This window comes from Finegoldia sp. P3-F-LR (assembly GCF_052932165.1).
Genome location: NZ_JBRFJE010000016.1, coordinates 1 through 18,659, shown reverse-complemented (window position 1 = coordinate 18,659; position 18,659 = coordinate 1). Strand labels below are relative to the sequence as shown.

Annotated in this window: 20 protein-coding genes, 1 tRNA gene, 1 pseudogene and 1 riboswitch; of the genes and pseudogenes, 3 read left to right on the top strand and 19 right to left on the bottom strand. The window is 32.2% G+C overall.

Going from position 1 to position 18,659, the window contains the following annotated elements:
* Positions 1-332: 332 nt before the first annotated feature.
* A complete protein-coding gene (glmS, locus tag ACU68U_RS06900) occupies positions 333-2,153 on the top strand; it encodes a glutamine--fructose-6-phosphate transaminase (isomerizing) (protein WP_446763012.1) in 1,821 nt (606 codons plus the stop codon).
* Positions 2,154-2,224: 71 nt separating this feature from the next.
* Here glmS and tsaD read toward each other — a convergent pair whose 3' ends face one another.
* The 5 genes and pseudogenes from tsaD to ACU68U_RS06875 all read right to left on the bottom strand — a co-directional run bounded on the left by tsaD (position 2,225) and on the right by ACU68U_RS06875 (position 5,498).
* Complete coding sequence (tsaD, locus tag ACU68U_RS06895) at positions 2,225-3,247, bottom strand: tRNA (adenosine(37)-N6)-threonylcarbamoyltransferase complex transferase subunit TsaD (RefSeq protein ID WP_446763024.1); 1,023 nt, start codon at positions 3,245-3,247, stop codon at positions 2,225-2,227.
* A 21-nt stretch (positions 3,248-3,268) separates the two neighbouring features.
* Positions 3,269-3,661, bottom strand: a pseudogene (gene rimI / locus ACU68U_RS06890) (ribosomal protein S18-alanine N-acetyltransferase); the annotation flags it as partial.
* A gap of 4 nt (positions 3,662-3,665) precedes the next feature.
* Complete coding sequence (gene tsaB / locus ACU68U_RS06885) at positions 3,666-4,352, bottom strand: tRNA (adenosine(37)-N6)-threonylcarbamoyltransferase complex dimerization subunit type 1 TsaB (protein ID WP_446763011.1); 687 nt, start codon at positions 4,350-4,352, stop codon at positions 3,666-3,668.
* Entirely contained in the window at positions 4,333-4,797 is a 465-nt protein-coding gene (gene tsaE / locus ACU68U_RS06880) for a tRNA (adenosine(37)-N6)-threonylcarbamoyltransferase complex ATPase subunit type 1 TsaE (protein WP_227904932.1), read from the bottom strand. Before tsaE ends, tsaB begins: the two co-directional genes overlap by 20 nt.
* 110 nt (positions 4,798-4,907) lie before the next feature.
* Positions 4,908-5,498: an ECF transporter S component gene (locus ACU68U_RS06875; RefSeq protein ID WP_094203992.1), complete on the bottom strand. Its 591-nt coding sequence runs from the start codon at positions 5,496-5,498 to the stop codon at positions 4,908-4,910.
* 70 nt (positions 5,499-5,568) lie between these two features.
* Positions 5,569-5,683: riboswitch (FMN riboswitch) on the bottom strand.
* A gap of 83 nt (positions 5,684-5,766) precedes the next feature.
* Here ACU68U_RS06875 and ACU68U_RS06870 point away from each other — a divergent pair.
* Positions 5,767-7,029 (top strand): M18 family aminopeptidase, encoded by a 1,263-nt coding sequence (locus ACU68U_RS06870; protein ID WP_446763010.1) that lies wholly within the window; start codon positions 5,767-5,769, stop codon positions 7,027-7,029.
* A 174-nt stretch (positions 7,030-7,203) separates the two neighbouring features.
* Positions 7,204-7,280 (top strand) — tRNA-Pro (locus tag ACU68U_RS06865).
* A gap of 148 nt (positions 7,281-7,428) precedes the next feature.
* Here the strand turns inward: ACU68U_RS06865 and ACU68U_RS06860 are convergent.
* From ACU68U_RS06860 to ACU68U_RS06795, 14 genes are all read right to left on the bottom strand, one after another.
* On the bottom strand, positions 7,429-8,106 hold the full coding sequence (locus ACU68U_RS06860; RefSeq protein WP_094207456.1) for a 5'-methylthioadenosine/adenosylhomocysteine nucleosidase: 678 nt from the start codon (positions 8,104-8,106) through the stop codon (positions 7,429-7,431).
* Complete coding sequence (gene glmM, locus ACU68U_RS06855; protein ID WP_446763009.1) at positions 8,103-9,452, bottom strand: phosphoglucosamine mutase; 1,350 nt, start codon at positions 9,450-9,452, stop codon at positions 8,103-8,105. The genes ACU68U_RS06860 and glmM overlap by 4 nt, the downstream gene beginning before the upstream one ends.
* A 152-nt stretch (positions 9,453-9,604) precedes the next feature.
* Positions 9,605-9,805 (bottom strand): hypothetical protein, encoded by a 201-nt coding sequence (locus ACU68U_RS06850; RefSeq protein WP_154253704.1) that lies wholly within the window; start codon positions 9,803-9,805, stop codon positions 9,605-9,607.
* A 1-nt stretch (position 9,806) separates the two neighbouring features.
* On the bottom strand, positions 9,807-10,784 hold the full coding sequence (locus tag ACU68U_RS06845) for a CdaR family protein (RefSeq protein ID WP_154253706.1): 978 nt from the start codon (positions 10,782-10,784) through the stop codon (positions 9,807-9,809).
* Positions 10,774-11,616, bottom strand: coding sequence for a diadenylate cyclase CdaA (gene cdaA, locus ACU68U_RS06840; protein WP_002835149.1), 843 nt, complete (start codon positions 11,614-11,616; stop codon positions 10,774-10,776). Before cdaA ends, ACU68U_RS06845 begins: the two co-directional genes overlap by 11 nt.
* Positions 11,617-11,719: 103 nt before the next feature.
* Positions 11,720-11,983, bottom strand: a complete 264-nt coding sequence (locus ACU68U_RS06835; protein ID WP_094223703.1) for an HPr family phosphocarrier protein — start codon at positions 11,981-11,983, stop codon at positions 11,720-11,722.
* Between the two features lie 56 nt (positions 11,984-12,039).
* Entirely contained in the window at positions 12,040-12,582 is a 543-nt protein-coding gene (locus ACU68U_RS06830; protein ID WP_094206066.1) for a rubrerythrin family protein, read from the bottom strand.
* An 85-nt stretch (positions 12,583-12,667) separates the two neighbouring features.
* Positions 12,668-13,711, bottom strand: coding sequence for a rod shape-determining protein (gene mreB, locus ACU68U_RS06825; protein WP_094206067.1), 1,044 nt, complete (start codon positions 13,709-13,711; stop codon positions 12,668-12,670).
* A gap of 8 nt (positions 13,712-13,719) precedes the next feature.
* Complete coding sequence (ispF, locus tag ACU68U_RS06820) at positions 13,720-14,199, bottom strand: 2-C-methyl-D-erythritol 2,4-cyclodiphosphate synthase (protein ID WP_094207461.1); 480 nt, start codon at positions 14,197-14,199, stop codon at positions 13,720-13,722.
* A complete protein-coding gene (ispD, locus tag ACU68U_RS06815) occupies positions 14,196-14,891 on the bottom strand; it encodes a 2-C-methyl-D-erythritol 4-phosphate cytidylyltransferase (RefSeq protein ID WP_094207462.1) in 696 nt (231 codons plus the stop codon). The genes ispF and ispD overlap by 4 nt, the downstream gene beginning before the upstream one ends.
* 125 nt (positions 14,892-15,016) lie before the next feature.
* Positions 15,017-16,120 carry a PIN/TRAM domain-containing protein gene (locus tag ACU68U_RS06810; protein ID WP_094208948.1) on the bottom strand — a complete coding sequence of 368 codons (1,104 nt, stop codon included), beginning with the start codon at positions 16,118-16,120 and terminating at the stop codon, positions 15,017-15,019.
* Between the two features lie 24 nt (positions 16,121-16,144).
* A complete protein-coding gene (locus ACU68U_RS06805; protein ID WP_278726238.1) occupies positions 16,145-16,627 on the bottom strand; it encodes a CarD family transcriptional regulator in 483 nt (160 codons plus the stop codon).
* Positions 16,628-16,770: 143 nt separating this feature from the next.
* Positions 16,771-17,727: a 3D domain-containing protein gene (locus tag ACU68U_RS06800; RefSeq protein ID WP_278730553.1), complete on the bottom strand. Its 957-nt coding sequence runs from the start codon at positions 17,725-17,727 to the stop codon at positions 16,771-16,773.
* A gap of 412 nt (positions 17,728-18,139) precedes the next feature.
* A complete protein-coding gene (locus ACU68U_RS06795) occupies positions 18,140-18,520 on the bottom strand; it encodes a hypothetical protein (protein WP_154272325.1) in 381 nt (126 codons plus the stop codon).
* Positions 18,521-18,659: the final 139 nt, after the last annotated feature.

Below are 18,659 nucleotides of genomic sequence, written 5' to 3'. Positions count from 1 at the left end.
AATCACCCTCATTTAAACGTTTAAATCTATTACATTGATATTATATTGATAAAGAGTATTAATGTCAAGTGAAAATCATTATTATTTTTTCATTTGTTACAAAATTATTGCAATTTGCTAATAAAATTTACACTACATTTTATATTTGATATAATATCTCAAGAGATAAAAACAAAAAAGCGCCAGACCTTTACGGTTAACGAGGGATAGAGTTATCGAATTTTTCGGCGGGAGCTCTATAGGTAACACAGCCTTAGCATTTAACAAAGTTCAAGAGCAATTTTGAAACAAAAATAATGAAGTGTATCTCTAAAAAATTTGGAGGTAAATATATGTGCGGAATAGTATGTTATAACGGCGAAAAATCAGCCGTAGAAATCATATTAAACGGATTAAAATCTCTGGAATACAGAGGTTATGATTCAAGCGGTATTTCTGTAGTAACAGATAAAATCGAAACAGTAAAAAGAAAAGGAAAATTGCAAAATTTAATAGATTCTATCGATGAAATCGACAACAACGCAAGTGTCGGAATCGGTCACATTAGATGGGCAACTCACGGTGAACCAAATGAAATTAACGCTCACCCACAAGTAAGTGAAGATGGTAAATTCTCAGTTGTTCACAACGGTATTATCGAAAATTACAAAGAATTAAAAAAAGAATTAGAAGATAATGGCTACACTTTCAAATCAACTACAGACACAGAAATTGTTGTTGCATTGATTAGCCAGTACTATAAAGACGATTTATTAGAAGCAGTAAAATCTACAATCAAAAGATTAAAGGGAGCTTATGCATTAGGAATTGTTTCAGAATACGAAAAAGACAAACTAATCGCTGTAAGAAAAGAATCTCCGTTGATTTTAGGAAAATGTGACGACGGAATAATTCTAGCAAGTGATATTCCTTCTGTTTTAAAATACACAAGAGACATCGTGTATTTGGAAAATGGAGACATCGTAGAAATAGATAAGAAAAATTACACAATTTACGATAAAGATTTCGAAAAAGTAGATCGTGAAGTTAAAACTGTAGACATGACAATTGATCAAGCTAGTAAAAGTGGCTATGAGCATTTTATGTTAAAAGAAATTCACGAACAACCAGAAGTTGTTAAGAAGACTTTGGAGGTTAATGTAAAAAATAACGTAATAGATTTTGCAGAAAATTCATTAACTAAAGAAGAATTATCAAAAATAAACAAAGTATACATCGTAGCATGTGGTACAGCTTATCATGCAGGTGAAGTTGGTAAAGTTGCTATTGAAAAATTGGCAAAAATACCTGTAATTACTGATATCGCATCAGAATTCAGATACAACGATCCATTTATCGATGAAAACACTCTAGTGATTTTGATTTCTCAATCAGGAGAAACTGCTGATACATTGGCAGCTCTTAGAGAATCCAAAAACAAAGGTGCAAAAATCTTGGCAGTTACAAACGTAGTTGGCTCATCAATAGCAAGAGAAGCTGACAAGGTTATCTACACTTTGGCAGGTCCAGAAATTGCAGTAGCCAGTACTAAAGCATACATTTCACAATTGGTTACAGTGATAATGTTGGCTTTGGATTTTGCAAAGAAATTAGGCACAATTGAAGATTCTGAATATTCAAAATACATCGAAGAATTAAAAACAATGCCTGAAAAAATAGATGAAACACTAAAATCAGAATCAATAACTGAAAAAATAGCTGAAGCTATCAAGGAAGATAAATCGATGTTCTTTATCGGACGTGGATTGGACTTCTTGAGTGTAAAAGAAGGAGCTTTAAAATTAAAAGAAATTTCCTACATTCACACTGAAGCATTCCCTGCAGGAGAATTAAAACACGGTTCAATCGCTTTGATAGAACAAAACACTCCAGCATTATCAGTTATTACACAATCAAAATTAGCTGAAAAGACAATTTCAAATGTTCAAGAAGTTGTGACAAGAGGAGCGAAAGTATTCACAATCACAGTTGAAGGAAATGACAATATGAAAGATTTCTCAGAAGAAATCATCTTCATTCCTAAAACTTTAGAATTATTGTATCCGATACTTTCAGTAGTCCCTGAACAATTGTTGGGATATCATACTTCTTTGAAAAAAGGCTTAGATGTAGATAAACCACGTAACTTAGCAAAATCAGTAACAGTTGAATAAAAAATACGGAGTCCTCATTTTAAAGTGAGAACTCCTTTTTTAATGTTAATATTTAATTTTATAGTTACATTTTATAATTCTAAATTAGGATAAACTTTCAAATCAAGTCCGTCTTGTTTTCCGTTGATATAATCGTAGTATCCAGCAGTTGCAATCATTGCAGCGTTATCTGTACACAAGATTTTATCTGGAAAATACACTTGTATTCCCTTTTCTTTTGCTTTTTCCAAAACTCTCTCTTTTAATCTAGAATTTGCTGCTACTCCACCACTTAGTACGAAAGTTTTTTGATTTTTTTCTTCTAATAATCTAAAAGATTTTTCAACCAAAACATCTATGACAGCTTCTTGGAAAGATGCTGCGACATCTTCTTTTATTATTTCTTCGTTTTTTTGATTTTTATTGTTCAAATAATTTAGAACAGCTGTTTTCAATCCACTAAAACTAAAATCGTAGCTGTCTTTTTCAAGCATTACTCTTGGAAAATCTATCGCTGTTGGATTTCCTTGTTTTGCAAGCCTGTCAATAACAGGCCCACCTGGATATTCCAATCCCAACGCACGTGCAACTTTATCATAGCTTTCACCACAAGCGTCATCTCTTGTAGATCCAATTATTTCGTAATCTTGATAATCCACAACATCTATTAAATAAGTGTGGCCACCAGATACAACCAACGAAATAAATGGTGGTTCTAATTCTTTGTGGCTAATGTAGTTTGCACAAATGTGACCTTGCATGTGATTAACACCTACAAGTGGTTTCTTCAAACAATAGCTCAATGATTTTGCACAAGAAATCCCAACTAATAGTGCTCCAATAAGTCCGGGACCTTTTGTAACGCAAATCACATCCACATCTTTCAAAGTAATATTAGCCTCATCCAACGACTGTTGCAAAATAGAGTTCATTGCTTCTAAGTGAAGGCGGCTCGCAACTTCCGGAACCACACCACCATATCTTTTGTGTACATCTATTTGAGAAGAAATCACATTACTCAACACTTCTCTTCCATTTTTTACAATCGCAACGCTTGTTTCATCACAAGACGTTTCAATCGCAAGTGTAATTATATTTTCTTTAATATCATCCATATTCAACATCATCCTCAATGCGTCCTCTTTTGGAGTTTCGTAATATCCGTTAATTCTGCCGTTTTTTTGAAATCCAAATTTCGTGTAAAGATTAATTGCTTCAAGGTTAGACTCTCTAACTTCCAAGAAAATATTTTTGACATTTTCCTTTTTGCAAAAATCTAACATAAATTTTATAAATTCAGTTGCAATCCCACAGTTTCTGCAACTTTTTTTCACAGAAATTGTTTGTAATTCAGCTTCATCAACAACTATTGAAAATCCAATAATTCCCACGATTTTGCCTTCTTTTTCTCCGACAAAATAATGATTACATTCATTTTTCAAACAAGCTTCGTATCCTATTTTGCTCCAAGCATCTGAAAAACTTTCCCTTTCAATCTCCACAACATCATCCAAATCAAAGGAATCCATCTTTCTAATTATCATTACTGTGTCTTCTTTCGTAATCTCGTTGTGCTTGTGATTTTCTCACATAATCTGGGCTAAGAGTGTAATAGCTATCAAATGTTTCGGTTTTATTTGCCAAGTCACAAATCGACCTAGTAATGCAATTATTCAACGAAGAATTTGCAAGTTGGAAGTTCTCCTTAGATTTGATTTCATCTAAGAAAGAATACACTCCATCTCCCACGAAAATATATTCCTTATCATCGTCAAGTTGTTCAAGCAAATCTTCAAAATAAATCAAATCATCATCCATCAAACGTTCTAATTTTGAATCGTTAGTGAACATCGAGTAGTAAACCCTCCCACCTCTTGCATCCAAAATAGGAATAATAATTTTGTCAGTGCTAATCATATTAGCCAAAGCTTCCAAGGTAGATATGCCGACGATTTTTTTATCGAAAACTTGTGCAAAAGTCTTTGCAGTGGTCATTCCAATTCTAAGACCAGTAAAAGATCCAGGTCCCTTGCACACCGCAAACACGTCCACATCTTCAATATCTGTATCTAATTTTTCAAGCATTTGCTCAATCATCAAAACCAAAGTTTCGCTGTGAGTTTTCTTTTGATTTATATTATAATCTCCAACGATTAGTCCATCTTCCATCAAAGAACAAGAGCTAATCATAGTTGAAGTATCAATCGCTAAAATTTTCATTTAATTCCTCTATAATTTCTTTTTCTCTTTTGTTGTTCCCGTCAATTCTAATTTTTCTGGAAACATCACCAGTTTTTTCAATGTAAATTTCAATTAAATTTCTAGGCATATAAGACTGTGCTTGACTTGCCCATTCAATGATAGTAATTCCTTCTGGATACAACAACTCATCTATATCTAAGGATTCTATCTCCATCTCATCTTCTAATCTATACAAATCAATATGATTTAATTCAACATCACCGTAGTATGTATTTACCAATGAAAAAGTCGGACTGGTTACACTTTCTTCAATCCCAAAACTTTTTGCAACAGATTTAGTAAGAGTAGTTTTTCCGGCTCCCAAATCACCAATCAAAGATATAACATCTTGTTTTTTTAAAGCTTTTGCAAAAAGTTGTCCAAATTTTTCAGTATCTTTTAAATCATTTAAAATATATTCCATAAATATCACCAAATAAATTATATCACAACTGAACAACAACAAAAATGACCCATTATTTTAGATTAATGAGTCATTGTATATTTTATGAATTTTTACATGTATGTTATTGATTATTTTTTCAAAAATCTTGAAATTGGCTTGTAAAGTGCGATTGTAACTGCAGATACGATGATCCCTTTTACAATGTTAAATGGCACGATACTGAAAAGCACGAACATCAATGGAGTGCCTGCCAATGAATTTACTTTTGCAAACTCTTTTGTAAAATCAACCAAATTAATTCCGTACAATGGGAAAATTACAAAATAGTTAGAAATACAAGCAACTACTGTGTAGGCCAATACACCAAAAACTAATCCAGTGATTGCTGATTTTTTGCTTTTTCCTTTGTTGTAAATTGAACTTGCTACAACAACAAATACTGATGATAATATAAAGTTAGATAATTCCCCAACTCCACCAGTAGTTGTTCCGTTAATTATAAAGTTCAACAAAATCTTAACTGCAGAAGTCAATACACCTGCTACAGGTCCTAGTGCAAATCCTGAAATTAATACTCCCAAATCTCCTATGTCCACTGTCATAAATGGTGGTGCAAATGGTAGAGGGAATTTAAAAATCATAAGCAATGCACTTATTGCCCCTAAAATACTGATTTTCACCATAGTTTGAGTACTAGAATTTTTTCTTGTAGTTTCCATAACCTACCTCCTAAGATTTTCAAGGGCAAATAAAAAAGCCCTTATATTTAGGGCTAAATGTTAATTATTACATTTACTTCTTTCGTCCAGACTTTACTGTCGGTATTGGAATTACACCAATTCATGCATAATGCTCGCGGACTATAACCGCCGGTGAGGAAATCAACCTCGCCCTGAAGTAACTTCATTATACCACTAAGTATATTTTTTGTAAACTTTTGCTATTAAGTATTTTTATTTTTGGGTATACTATTATTGAGGTGATTTTATGAACATAACAAAAGAATTAATGAGTTTTATCGATAACAGTCCATCTGTTTTTCACGTTATCGATAATTTCAAAAAAACACTAACAGAAAATGGATTTACTGAATTAAAATTTAAAGATAATTGGAAAATCGAAAATGGCAAAGGATATTTTGTAACAAATAACGATTCATCAATTATCGCTTTTAAAGGAAGTTCTGATTTCGATAATATCAGATTGATTGGATCTCATTCAGACAGCCCAACTTTTAGAATAAAACCAAATTCTATCGTAAACAAAGACGGATTTTTGACTTTAAACACTGAAGTTTACGGTGGACCAATACTAAGCACATGGTTCGACCGTCCATTGTCTGTAGCTGGTAGAGTTGTTTTGAAATCAGATAATCCATTCAAACCTGAAATCAAACATATCAATGTAGACAAAAATTTATTGATAATTCCTAACCTTGCAATCCACATGAACAGAGATGTAAATAATGGATACAAATTCAATGCACAAAAGGACACTTTGCCACTTTTAGCATTATCAGAAAAAGATTCAAAGATTTCTTTTGAAGAAATTTTGGCAAGAAATACTGGAATAAACGCAGAAGATATTTTAGATTTTGATTTATTCTTGTACGACAGACAAAAAGGAGAATTTGTCGGAGAAAACGACGAATTTTATTCAGTAGGAAGAATCGATAATTTAGGAATGGCATTTAATTCTATAAAATCATTAATAGATTCAAATGTTACTAACACATTAGCATTGGCTATGGTTTTTGACAACGAAGAAATAGGTTCTTCAACAAAACAAGGTGCAGGCAGCACACTTCTTAGCGATTGTTTCAAAAAAATCGTAGAAGATAACCATAAAAACTTCTATGAAGTATTGCACAATTCTTACTTGATTAGTGCAGACCAAGCACACAGTTTGCATCCAAATTACACAGAAATGGCAGATCCTACTAACAGACCACTAATCAACAACGGTCCTGTTATAAAATACGCTGCGAACGGAGCGTACACTTCGGATGCTGTTAGCTCTTCAATATTTAAAAAATTATGCTTAGATAAAAACATTCCATGCCAAGAATTCACAAACAGATCAGACAAAAGAGGAGGCTCCACAATTGGACCTATTACCGTTTCTAATTTGGATATTCAATCTATTGATATAGGAAACGCAATTCTTTCAATGCACTCTGTAAGAGAATTGGGTGGATGTAAAGACAACGAATATATCTACGAATTATTCAAGTATTACTACGAATATTAACAAAATGTAAATTAAAAGTTAAGATTTTTTAATTCTTAGTAAAACGGAGATAAAATGTGATTATTAAATCTAATCGCTTTTATCTCCTTTTATTTAGCTATAAATGAATTTGTCATAAATCTAAATCTATCGTATACTAATAAAGTACTTGAGATAAGCAAGTAATAAAAACGTCGGGGTGTAGCGCAGTCCGGTAGCGCACGTGGTTTGGGACCATGGGGCCGGGGGTTCAAATCCTCTCACCCCGACCATAATCACAAATTATATTTGTGATTTTTTTGTTTCCTTTTGTTATTGATATTATGAAAAAATACATCTGTTTCGTACAGATGTATTTTTTTGCCTATTTTTAAGCAAATAAAAACGCAGGACAAATTCTCATTCATCCTACGCTCTTCTCTACATATTTTTAATCAATACAACTACACTATGTGCAGCCTTCTTTGTTTTTGTTTCCAAATCATTGTAAAATTCATCATCCGCATCGTCATCTGCAAAGTCGGACAAACTTCTTATAACCAAAAACTTCACATCATTAAGATAGCACGTATGAGCAATGGAACAACCTTCCATTTCCGTGCCCAACGCGTGATATTTTTCAAATAATTCTTCTTGTTTTTCAGTAGTTGAGATAAATTGATCTCCAGTTACAATAAGGCCTATCTTGTGCTTCAAATTTTCTTGTGTCATAATCTCATCTAATTTTTTCAAAGTTTCACTATCAGCTTCAAAAGTGTCAGTGTAAGGAATATTGTCGCTAAAAATATCCAAATTTATGTCGTGGTATTTTAACTTGTCCGCAAGTATTACCTCATCAAAAGTAAGAGATTTGTCCAATCCACCGCACACACCACAATTTATTACCAAATCCGGATTGTACATATCGATAATTCTTTGTGTTAAAGCTGCTGAGTTTACTTTTCCAATTCCACAAACGCAATTTATAATTTTCTTGTCTTCAAATTCCGAAACATATATTTCATAGTGATTGAACTTATCCTTTTTAACCGGCTTAAATTGTTCTCTGAAATACTCTTGTTCACTTTCTAATGCCGAAATAATCGCTATTGTTTTCATATTAGCTCACATCTTTCTTCTATCAAATCTTTTAATTCAATAGCTTTTTTCTCTAAATATTCTTGGTTTTCCCCCTCAATCATAACTCTAATCAAAGGCTCAGTTCCAGAAGGTCTTATCAAAACTCTGCCTTCATCTTTGAATTCATGCTCAAGTTCAGCTATTTTTTGATTGATTACTTCATCATCTTTGTACACTTTTTTGTATTCATTATTAACCTTTGCATTCACCAAAATTTGTGGGAAACTAGTCATCAATTTGTTCATTTCTGATAGTTTTTGTTTTGATTTCACAGCTATTTCCGCTAATTTAATCGCCGATAATATTCCATCACCAGTAGTATTATCTTCTATGAAAATAATGTGTCCTGATTGTTCTCCACCAATAATGTAGCCATTTTTTCTCATTTCTTCAAGAACGTATCTGTCCCCAACTTGTGTTTTGATAACATCCACGCCAATTTCTTTCAAGCTTTTTATAAGACCGATATTAGTCATAACAGTTCCTACGACTGCATTGTTCTTAAGCTTGTTGTTTTCTTTTAAGAAATGTCCAACTGCACAAATAACGTGGTCTCCATCCATTATTTCACCAGTTTCATCACAAGCAATCAACCTATCCCCGTCTCCATCAAATGAAAATCCCATATCAGATTCAGAAATTTTTACCAAATTACTTATAACTTCAGGATTTGTTGAACCGCATTTGAAGTTGATATTCTTTCCGTCGTATTCTGTATTTGTAACAGTCACATCAGCATTTAATCTATTGAAAATAATTGGTGCGATTTCAGAAGTAGCTCCATAACCACAGTCCAAGCTCACCTTCACACCAGTCAAATCCAAATCAACCCTGCTCAAAAGATAATTGATATATGTATCCTTTGCACACTCTTCTTCATAAACTCTACCTACTTTTTCTCCTGTAATTTTTACGTTAATTTCATCTTGATGATCAATCAAATATTCGATTTCTTCTTCAAGACTATCTTTTAATTTGAAACCTTCATTCGAAAAATATTTTATTCCATTAAATTCGTAAGGATTGTGGCTTGCAGAAATTACAATTCCACAACAAGCATTGTAAAATCTAGTCAAATACGCCACAGCTGGTGTAGGAATTACTCCTAATCTGTAAACATCAAAACCCATGCTAGTAATTCCACTAATCAAAGCTGCTTCCAACATATCCCCAGAAATTCTAGTATCTTTTCCTATAACAATTAATTTATTATCTACATCTTTTAATTTATAACAAGCTGCTCTCGCAAGCTTATAAGCTAATTCAACAGTTAAATCTTCGCCTGCAACGCCTCTTATACCGTCAGTTCCGAAATATTTTCCCATCAATATCCCCCTCTATTTTTATAATCTAATTATAACACATAATGTAAAAATCAATTAAAATGTGCATCTTTTTCAAATAAAAAAACGAGTTTGCACTCGCTTTTTTATAAACATAAAACTTGTAATCGGTAACAAGAACAATGTGTTTATTATTAAATTTTTAAATTTTCAGTTTTATTTGAAAAGTACACACCAATAAAAGATGTGATTGGCAATGAGAAAAATATTACTTGGCTCAGTAATTTTGGAAAATCCGGTGATGTTTCAGCTACTCTTTCCATATAAAATGAAATTACTGTTAGAATTATACCTATTACAATTGTTACCAATGGAATTTCGTTTTTAGTTTTCATATTATTTTTCCAGGACAACTGTTGCTGTGATTCTTCCGTTGGAGCCTTCTGCAAGTACAATTGATTGCGGCAAGTCCAATGTTACATCTACTGTGTTTTCTCCCTCTTTAAAACTTTTTAAATCTATGGCTTTTGTTGTTATATTTGAATGTGATTTTATAATATCATCTTGACCTTTTATCTTTACTGTCGGTCTACTGAATGTAACTTTCTTGACTTTCAACCCGTCTGGAATATTAGTCACAACTGGTTTGATTTCAACATCTTTTTTAAGCAATACATCGATTATTACTTTGCAGCTTTCAGATGATTTGGTCAAGTATGATCTTGTAGTGTCGTCTTTTAAGCTTAGATTAATCGGTAAATCTAAGTTGATATCCTTGTCAATATTTGATTGATCAATTTTGACTGATGCGTAATCAATTGAGTTGAGATACGTCTTAGCTCCAGATACTTTTATATCTTTTGGATCTAATTTGATAGAATCAATTTCTACATTTTCCTGCAAATCTCCTACTTTCATTATTCTTATAGGAAATTTAACAGTATCAACTGTTTCTGTCTTCACCAAAATAGTTTCGTCAGATTGATCTGCTACGTTAACTCCTTGAGGAAGGCTTATCTCTACGGGTAATGTTTCCGAATCAACTTTTATAGATTTAACATCTACAAAAGCTTTTATTTCCGAATTTTTCATTTTAGTGATTGTGTTTCTTCTTCCTTCCACACGCATAGATATTGTAGGAGTTTTCGGCGATATTATCACTCTTCCATTTTCTCTTAACTTATCTACGCCACGATATTCAACGTTTACTACTGGTATATCTTTTGTTACTACGGGGTTTTTATTTCCCATTACAAAAGACCACAAAAATATAGCCAAAAAAAGACAGACTATTTTGATTATAAGATTATTTGAATAAAATCCTTTGAAGTCAATATTTTTTAAGTATGAACTATTCTTTAATTTATCTTTCATCTTCTATTTCCTTTCTGTTGAAAATATAAGAATCTTGATCATTGTATAATTTTGTCAGAATCTTTGTTAGAGTTGGTTCATCAACATATCTGTTGATTTTACCGTGTTCAGCTATTGAAATACCACCTGTTTCTTCTGAAACTATAAGTGCCAAACAATCACTTTTTTCACTCATTCCTATAGCTGCCCTGTGTCTTGTTCCCAATTCCTTGGATATGGATTGTTCTGTGGACAATGGCAAAAAACATGCCGCCGCTTTGATAGTATCATTTTTGATTACAACCGCACCATCATGAAGTGGAGTATTAGGTATGAATATATTTATCAAAAGTTCGCTAGAAATCGCAGAATTTAAAACTGTGCCTGTTTCTACAACGTCTCCTAGACCTGTACTTCTCTCGAAAATAATCAATGCACCAATTCTTTGTCTTGAAAGTGAAAATACAGCGTGTACAATTTCTTCCACGCACTTATCCACTTTCTCTCCTCTGATATCCGCAAATGATTTGGTCAAAATATTACTTCTACCTATTGTTTCCAAAATTTTTCTAAGTTCAGGCTGGAATACCACTATTATCATAATAGCCAAAGCCGTCATCATGTTCTCCAAAACCCAATTTACAGTGTATAATTTCAACGAATCACTAATTTTTACAAAAATAAATATGATAACTAATCCTTTTACGAGTTGTTCAGCCCTTGTTTCTTTTATCATCATATATAATTTGTAAATACAGACCGCAACTATAGCGATATCTATGATATCCAAAAATCTTAGTGTATTGATCATATTAAAAAATTTATCCAAAAAAACCAAATTAATCATTCCCATCTATGCTTCTTTAATTATATGATACCATAAATTATCACTAATTTTTCGCAAAATTAAACGATTATAGCACTGTTTATTCGTAAAAACATTTTCACACTATATTCTAATAATCCAATCCGTTTTCAATTAATTCGCTTAATTTTTCAAGTGCTGATTGCTCATCTTCACCATCACATCTTAAAATAAGCTCACATCCTTTGTGCGCTGATAATGACAAAATGCTTATAATACTTTTAGCACTGTATGTTTTATTGTCTTTTATGAATTCAATATTAGAATTGTATTTTACTGCTTCATTCAAAAATTTGGATGCAGCTCTTGCGTGAAGTCCTATCTCGTTTGTTATACAAACCTTTTTCTCTACCATAATTTCCTCCAGATTTTAAAAATATAAGCCGGTATTACCCGGCTTATATCAAAAAATTAATATTCTATGAATTTTTCGGATTTGCATCCGCAAATTGGACATGCATCGATTTTTTCAAATCCTATGTATCCACAAACTGGGCATAGTAATATTTCTTCTACTTCTAAGTCTTTTCCACCGTCAACGAATTCTTTTGCTTTTCCGAATCTTTCAGCGTGAACTTTTTCTGCTTCTACAGCAAATCTCATAGCTCTTACTGCTTCTTTTTCTTCTTGCATTTCAGCTACTTCTATGTAAGCTGGGTACATTTCAGTTGCTTCGAAGATTTCTCCGTTTCTAGCTCCTTCTAAGTTTTCAGAAGTGCTTCCAATTCCGAAACCAGCCATGCTAGTTACTGCGAAATCACCGTGAACATCTTTTAATGCATCAAAGTGTAATGCAGCGTGGATTTTTTCAGCGTCAGCTGTAGCGTTGAACAATCTTGCAACATTTTTAAAACCGTCTTTTTCAGCTTTATTCCCCCAAATGTTGTATCTGTTTCTTGCTTGAGATTCTCCTCCGAATGCTGATTGTAAATTTGCTTGTGTCATCATTTTCATATCAAAATACCCCCTATTTTATTTTATACATATATTATACCACATCGTTAACAAACAATGAATACAATTTGTAATAATTACAATTTTATCTCATTCTACTAACAATTACTTTTCTTCTCAAATCTTGATGAGAATCACTGTCTTCTTTTAATTTATCCATCCACATTAATGATTTACCAGTTCCCCTAACAACTGCTGTGATTGGACCATCTACAATCCTAGCGTTCACACCAATTCTTTCAGAAATTAATTTATCCAATCCTTTCAGAAGACATCCACCGCCACTCATAATGATTCCTCTTTCGTAAACATCTGCCGCTAATTCCGCTGGAGTTTGTTCCAAAACTTCTTGAACAGTGTCTACAATTTTATCTATTGGCTTTTTCAATGCAACTGAAATATCTTTTGATGAAACGTAAATGTGCATTGGTAATCCATTTACCAGATTTCTACCTTTGATTTCGTACAACTCACCATCATCTCTAGGATATGCGCTGCCTACATTTATTTTAACTTTTTCTGCAGTGGATTCTCCAATTATCATGTTGTATTTTGTTTGGACAAAATCTTGAATTTTTTTGTCAAACTCATCGCCTGCAACAGGAATTGATTTATTAATTACAATTCCTCCCATAGAAATCACCGCCACATCTGTTGTTCCTCCACCGATATCTACAACTATATTACCTCTTGCATCTGTTACATCAATTCCAGAGCCTATAGCTGCTGCTAACGGCTCTTCTATTAAATATGTGTTGTACGCTCCAGCGTATTTTGAAGCTTGAATGACAGCTCTTCTTTGAACTTGTGTAATTTGACTAGGAACACAAATCAAAACTTCTGGTCTGATAAGTGATTTCCCCAAAGTTTTTCTTAGCAAATAAGAGATTATTTTTTCTGTTGAATTGAAATCTGCGACCACGCCATCCTTTAGTGGTTTCTTAGCGACAATATTTCCTGGAGTTCTCCCCAAAATTTTCTTAGCGTCTTTTCCAACAGATATTATTTTTGAATTAAAGCTATTCATCGCCACAACTGAAGGTTCATTCAATACGACTCCTTTGTTTGGCAAATACACAAGAACAGACGCAGTTCCCAAATCTATTGCTATTTTTCTTCGAAAATTCATATTATCACCTATAAAGCTTTTTTATTCAATATGCAGACACTATTAGCTGTAATGCCTTCACATCTGCCTTCAAAGCCAAGTTGTTCTGTTGTAGTTGCCTTGACTGAAATATTAAAAGTATTAGTGTGCAAATCTTGTGCGATATTTTCACGCATTGTATCAATGTAATCTCTAAGTTTTGGTTTTTGGCAAGAAATCGTAGAATCAATATTTCCAACTTCATAACCCATATCATCCATGATTTCAAAAACTTTTCTAAGTAGCACTCTGGAATCTATGTCTTTGTATTTCATATCAGTGTCTGGAAATAACTTGCCAATATCTCCCAAACAAAGTGCACCACAGATCGAATCCATTATAGCGTGAATCAAAACATCTGCATCACTGTGACCCAAAAGTCCCTTGTCATGTGGAATTTCAACTCCGCCTAATATTAATTTTCTATTTTCAACAAGTTTATGTACATCTAACCCAAAACCTATTCTCATTCGTTTTCTCTCTTTCTAGCAATTAGCTCTCCAAATAGCAAATCCTCTTGTGTTGTTATTTTGATGTTTGAATAATCGCCCTTAATTATTTTAACTTTTTTACCGACGATTTCAAGTAAAGATGAATCGTCTGTCACATTTATTTTTTCGTCAAATACTAATTTGTATGCATCTTTGATAGACTTATACTTGAAAACTTGTGGAGTTTGCGCCATATACAAGTGTGATCTATTAGGAGTGTTAACAACTCTCATATCATCATCAACGTATTTAATAGTATCTTTGGCTCCAACGCTTACCACAAGCCCATCATAATCGCCGATAGATTCGATGGCTTCAAGTATTTTTTCACGTCTAATAAACGGTCTTGCTGCATCATGGCTTATTATCAAATCACAATTTTCATTTACTTTATTCAAGCCATTGTATGTAGATTTTTCTCTTGTGTCTCCACCGATAGCGATTACGATATCTCTGTAATTTTTATCTTTTATAAAATTTCGTACAAATTCTTCGTCTTCTTCTCTAATTACAAGAATGAATTCCTTGATTTCGTCAATTGATTGAAACACATCCAAAGTCATCTCCAAAATCATTTTGTCTTTTATTTTCAAAAATTGTTTTGGAATTTTTTTATTCATTCTTTGAGAGGATCCAGCCGCAGTTATAATAGCTGAAATATATTTATCCATATAACACCTCATTATTATTATATCAAAAAATCAATTTAATTAAAAAGATTTGCCATTGCAATAAAAAAGAGAACTACACAAATAGTTCTCTAATAAGTTCAAATAATAAATAAAATATATACCTACTAATCTTTTCCCTCAGATTTCTTTGCAAAAATCATTTTTCCTGCAGAAGTTTGAAGAACACTTGTAACAGTACACTCAATAACTTGTCCCAAATATTTTTTGCCATCTTCAACTACAATCATGGTACCATCGTCTAAGTAACCTATACCTTGATTGTTTTCACGTCCTTCTTTAATGATTGACACATTAATCGGCTCACCCGCTACGAAAACAGGCCTCATAGCATTTGCCAAATCATTTATGTTGAACACGAAAACTTCCTGCAAGTCTGCGACCTTATTCAAATTATAATCGTTCGTAAGTAAATTTGCATTCAATTCTTCTGACATTTTCACAAGCATTGAATCGACTTTGTCAATATTAGGATATCTCTTGTCAACCACTTTAACCTTGTCCTTGTACTCAGTTTGCATAGTTTTTAAAATATCCAATCCACGTCTTCCTTTTTGCCTTCTCAAATAATTATCCGAATCTGCGATATGTTGAAGTTCTTCGATGACAAATATTGGAATTATTAAATTTCCTTCCAAAAATCCCGTCTTCAATATATCTATAATCCTACCGTCAATAATAGTAGAAGTGTCTACGATTTTAGGTCTAACTTTGCTATCTTTGCTTGAAAATTTGAGATTTGATTTTTCTTTAGTTTTGATTCTATCGAAAAATGCGAGAAAATCATCATGATAATTAAGAGCAAGCTTTGTACCCAAAAACCCCATTCCAATATAGAACACTATCTCAAAAATAACAGTCAATACAGTTCCTATCCCTGGAATATTTAATTTTAACAATGGTTGCGATATCAAAAATGCTAGTATAAGCCCTACCACAAGACCAATTGTCCCTATAACAATATCGACCAGAGAGAACTTTTTAAGAGAATCTTCAATAGATTCTATCAATTTTAATTCTACTGATATGAATTTCGGAGCCAAAGCATAAAATATAAATCCAAATACGACTGCCGCTACAATCATAGCGACTATCTTAATAATCACACTAGTTGATTTTTCAATAAAATTACTGAAAATAACATTAGTAAATATAATTCCTAAAATAGCCCCGATGATAGATATCAGTATTGACATCCCTCGTCTGAACAAAATATTTCTCCTTTCATAAATATTTTAATCTAAATCGATTAATTCGTTCACCATGCTTTCAGCTTCTGATGGTTTAATATTCAAACCACTTGCAATTTCGCTAATGAGCATTTTTCTGGAGGTATTAAGTACTTTCTTTTCAATCATGGATAGGCCTTTTGAACAATCTAATTCATACAAACCCTTATACACAATAGCAGTTTCTTTTATATCTCCCGTTCTCAATTTTTCGAGATTTTCTTTGTACCTTTTATTCCAATTTGAAGGAAAATCAACTTCGCTATTCTTTAAAATATCTCTTAAAGAATGAATAGTTTCTTCTTCTGCAACAAATCTTATTCCCATATCATTTATCTTATCTACAGGTATCGAGATTTTCATTTCCCCCATTGGCATTTTCAAAATATAATAATCTTTTTTAACTCCCAAGACCTCTTTATTTTGTACTTCGGTAATTATGCCTGCACCGTGCATAGGATAAACAATCTTATCGCCTATTTTAAACATACTATCACCTCACCTTATATTATAGCTTAATCACAAACTTAATTCAATAACAAAACTTTTTATTATATCATATCTTATGTATTTGTCAATCAAAAAAGACGATGAAATTCATCGCCTTCATTAATCGTAGTAATAATATTTAATTAATTTAAAATTGTAACTCTAACAGTTCTTCTTCCCCAATTATTGCTTTGAGATTTTGAACCAAATACTAAGTCGATTCTATTTCCTTTAATAGCTCCACCAGTATCTTCTGCTCTAGCGTATCCATAACCTTCAATGTACAATCTAGTTCCTAATGGAATAACTCTAGGATCCACAGCTGCCACACCATATCTAATTGCCGTTCCCATTGCAGTTGTAGAATATCCACCATTTTCTGCAGGATCTGAAGTATAAGCAGTAGATCTCATTGTGATAGTTCTTCCTGAAACATTTTGAGGAGCTGATTGTGCTTGTTGTTTTTCCTTCTTTGCTCTTTCTTCTTGTTCTTTTTTTCTTTTTTCTGCAAGTTTTTGAGCTTGGATTTTTCTTTCTTTTGCTAATCTCTTATCTCTGTCTTCTGGAGATTCCTTTGTTGTATTCTTTGCAACAATATAAGCAGTTCTTCCAAAATAAGTAATTCTTAAATTATCTTCATCGATATGACCCTTGATTTCTGAGTCTTTGTCGATTACTCCCAATTCTTTTGCTTCCTTTTCTTTTGAATCGAAAACTTTAGTTTCTTCGTTAACCCATCCTTCAAATTTGTTTGGATCTGGTTTAACTTCTTTTTCTGACAAATATGATTTGAAAATAAAACCTTCGAATTTTTTGTCATCTCTTGTGAAATTTACTTTCGCAAAAACTTCTCCGATTTTTTCAACTTTTACATTGTCACCTTGTTCCAATACTTCGATTATTTTACTATGTTCATTTTCTTCCTTAAACAAATCTGTATCATCATTTATCCAATATTTTTTTGATTGTATATTTTCACTTGATTTTTGTTCTACTTTAACATTATTTAAATCTTTTGCTTGTGAATTTGATGGTACAAATGCTAATAAACTTGTCATAATGACAACCGAAGAATTTAAAATTAACTTTCTAAAATTCATTTGTATCTCCTCTTTCTTTTTTAGATTTTTTTGTGTTTAATTTTTACTACTCGGCTATTTTATTAAACCGAGAAAAATAATTCAAGAAAAAGGAACATATTTTTGCCCATTTAAACGATATTTGTTATCATTAGAACTCTTTGTATCTATTCGCTCAAATTTTAAAATTGTTAAATGCTTGAAAATTAAGGGTTACAAAAAGGTTACAGCAAATTTTAATTTCATTTGTTAATTGAGTACAACAGTCTAAAATATTACATTTTTGTAATATTCGAAGTACTTTTGACTAGATTTAGAAAAAATTATCATTATAAAACCAAAAAATCCCCATGAAAGTTATTCAAAACAAGAAATTTTGAATTACAATCATGAGGACTATGTCATATATTATTCAATTGAAAACATTGAAGTTCTATAATTCTCCCAATTCTTTTTTCAATTCATACACTAATTTATTCTCTAGCTTTTCCGCATCCATTACGAAATTCATCAATCCGCCGAATAATGATTTATTGTGAAGTTTCATATCAACATCCACAAAACTTCCTGAATTAGTATCTCCAAAATCAAAATTCAAATATCCATCTATGCTTTTGGAGTTTAAATCGATGTACATTTTTTCGTTTTCAACGATTTCTTTTATAGTGTAGGTCATTGTAACTCCCAAGTTATCTATTACGTATTGATTTTCAACTCCCGTTGGTTTTGAATTGTCTAATAATCTATCTTTTATCGTTTGGAAAACTCTACTTTTATCCGATTTGAATTCTTCTCTTTTCTTTAGTTCACCCATTGATGATTTCCACCTTATATAATGTATTTAGGTTGTTAAAGGTAACCTATAACCCTTTATCGACTAAGTATTATTCAGTTTTACTGTATAATATTGTTATTAGATAGAGTGTACTCGTCCCCTCCTTGAGATTTAATCT

What these genes read in the sequence shown, in the direction of transcription:
- ACU68U_RS06845 (WP_154253706.1), bottom strand. Translation starts at nt 10,784, where the DNA reads ATGAAAGATAAATTAAAGAATAGTTCATACTTAAAAAATATTGACTTC.
- ispF (WP_094207461.1), bottom strand. Translation starts at nt 14,199, where the DNA reads ATGAGAATAGGTTTTGGGTTAGATGTACATAAACTTGTTGAAAATAGA.
- glmS (WP_446763012.1), top strand. Translation starts at nt 333, where the DNA reads ATGTGCGGAATAGTATGTTATAACGGCGAAAAATCAGCCGTAGAAATC.
- ACU68U_RS06835 (WP_094223703.1), bottom strand. Translation starts at nt 11,983, where the DNA reads ATGGTAGAGAAAAAGGTTTGTATAACAAACGAGATAGGACTTCACGCA.
- glmM (WP_446763009.1), bottom strand. Translation starts at nt 9,452, where the DNA reads ATGGGAAAATATTTCGGAACTGACGGTATAAGAGGCGTTGCAGGCGAA.
- ACU68U_RS06875 (WP_094203992.1), bottom strand. Translation starts at nt 5,498, where the DNA reads ATGGAAACTACAAGAAAAAATTCTAGTACTCAAACTATGGTGAAAATC.
- mreB (WP_094206067.1), bottom strand. Translation starts at nt 13,711, where the DNA reads ATGAATTTTCGAAGAAAAATAGCAATAGATTTGGGAACTGCGTCTGTT.
- tsaB (WP_446763011.1), bottom strand. Translation starts at nt 4,352, where the DNA reads ATGAAAATTTTAGCGATTGATACTTCAACTATGATTAGCTCTTGTTCT.
- ACU68U_RS06830 (WP_094206066.1), bottom strand. Translation starts at nt 12,582, where the DNA reads ATGAAAATGATGACACAAGCAAATTTACAATCAGCATTCGGAGGAGAA.
- ACU68U_RS06860 (WP_094207456.1), bottom strand. Translation starts at nt 8,106, where the DNA reads ATGAAAACAATAGCGATTATTTCGGCATTAGAAAGTGAACAAGAGTAT.
- ACU68U_RS06805 (WP_278726238.1), bottom strand. Translation starts at nt 16,627, where the DNA reads ATGTTTAAAATAGGCGATAAGATTGTTTATCCTATGCACGGTGCAGGC.
- tsaD (WP_446763024.1), bottom strand. Translation starts at nt 3,247, where the DNA reads ATGGATGATATTAAAGAAAATATAATTACACTTGCGATTGAAACGTCT.
- cdaA (WP_002835149.1), bottom strand. Translation starts at nt 11,616, where the DNA reads ATGGGAATGATTAATTTGGTTTTTTTGGATAAATTTTTTAATATGATC.
- ispD (WP_094207462.1), bottom strand. Translation starts at nt 14,891, where the DNA reads ATGGATAAATATATTTCAGCTATTATAACTGCGGCTGGATCCTCTCAA.
- ACU68U_RS06800 (WP_278730553.1), bottom strand. Translation starts at nt 17,727, where the DNA reads ATGAATTTTAGAAAGTTAATTTTAAATTCTTCGGTTGTCATTATGACA.
- ACU68U_RS06795 (WP_154272325.1), bottom strand. Translation starts at nt 18,520, where the DNA reads ATGGGTGAACTAAAGAAAAGAGAAGAATTCAAATCGGATAAAAGTAGA.
- ACU68U_RS06870 (WP_446763010.1), top strand. Translation starts at nt 5,767, where the DNA reads ATGAACATAACAAAAGAATTAATGAGTTTTATCGATAACAGTCCATCT.
- tsaE (WP_227904932.1), bottom strand. Translation starts at nt 4,797, where the DNA reads ATGGAATATATTTTAAATGATTTAAAAGATACTGAAAAATTTGGACAA.
- ACU68U_RS06850 (WP_154253704.1), bottom strand. Translation starts at nt 9,805, where the DNA reads ATGAAAACTAAAAACGAAATTCCATTGGTAACAATTGTAATAGGTATA.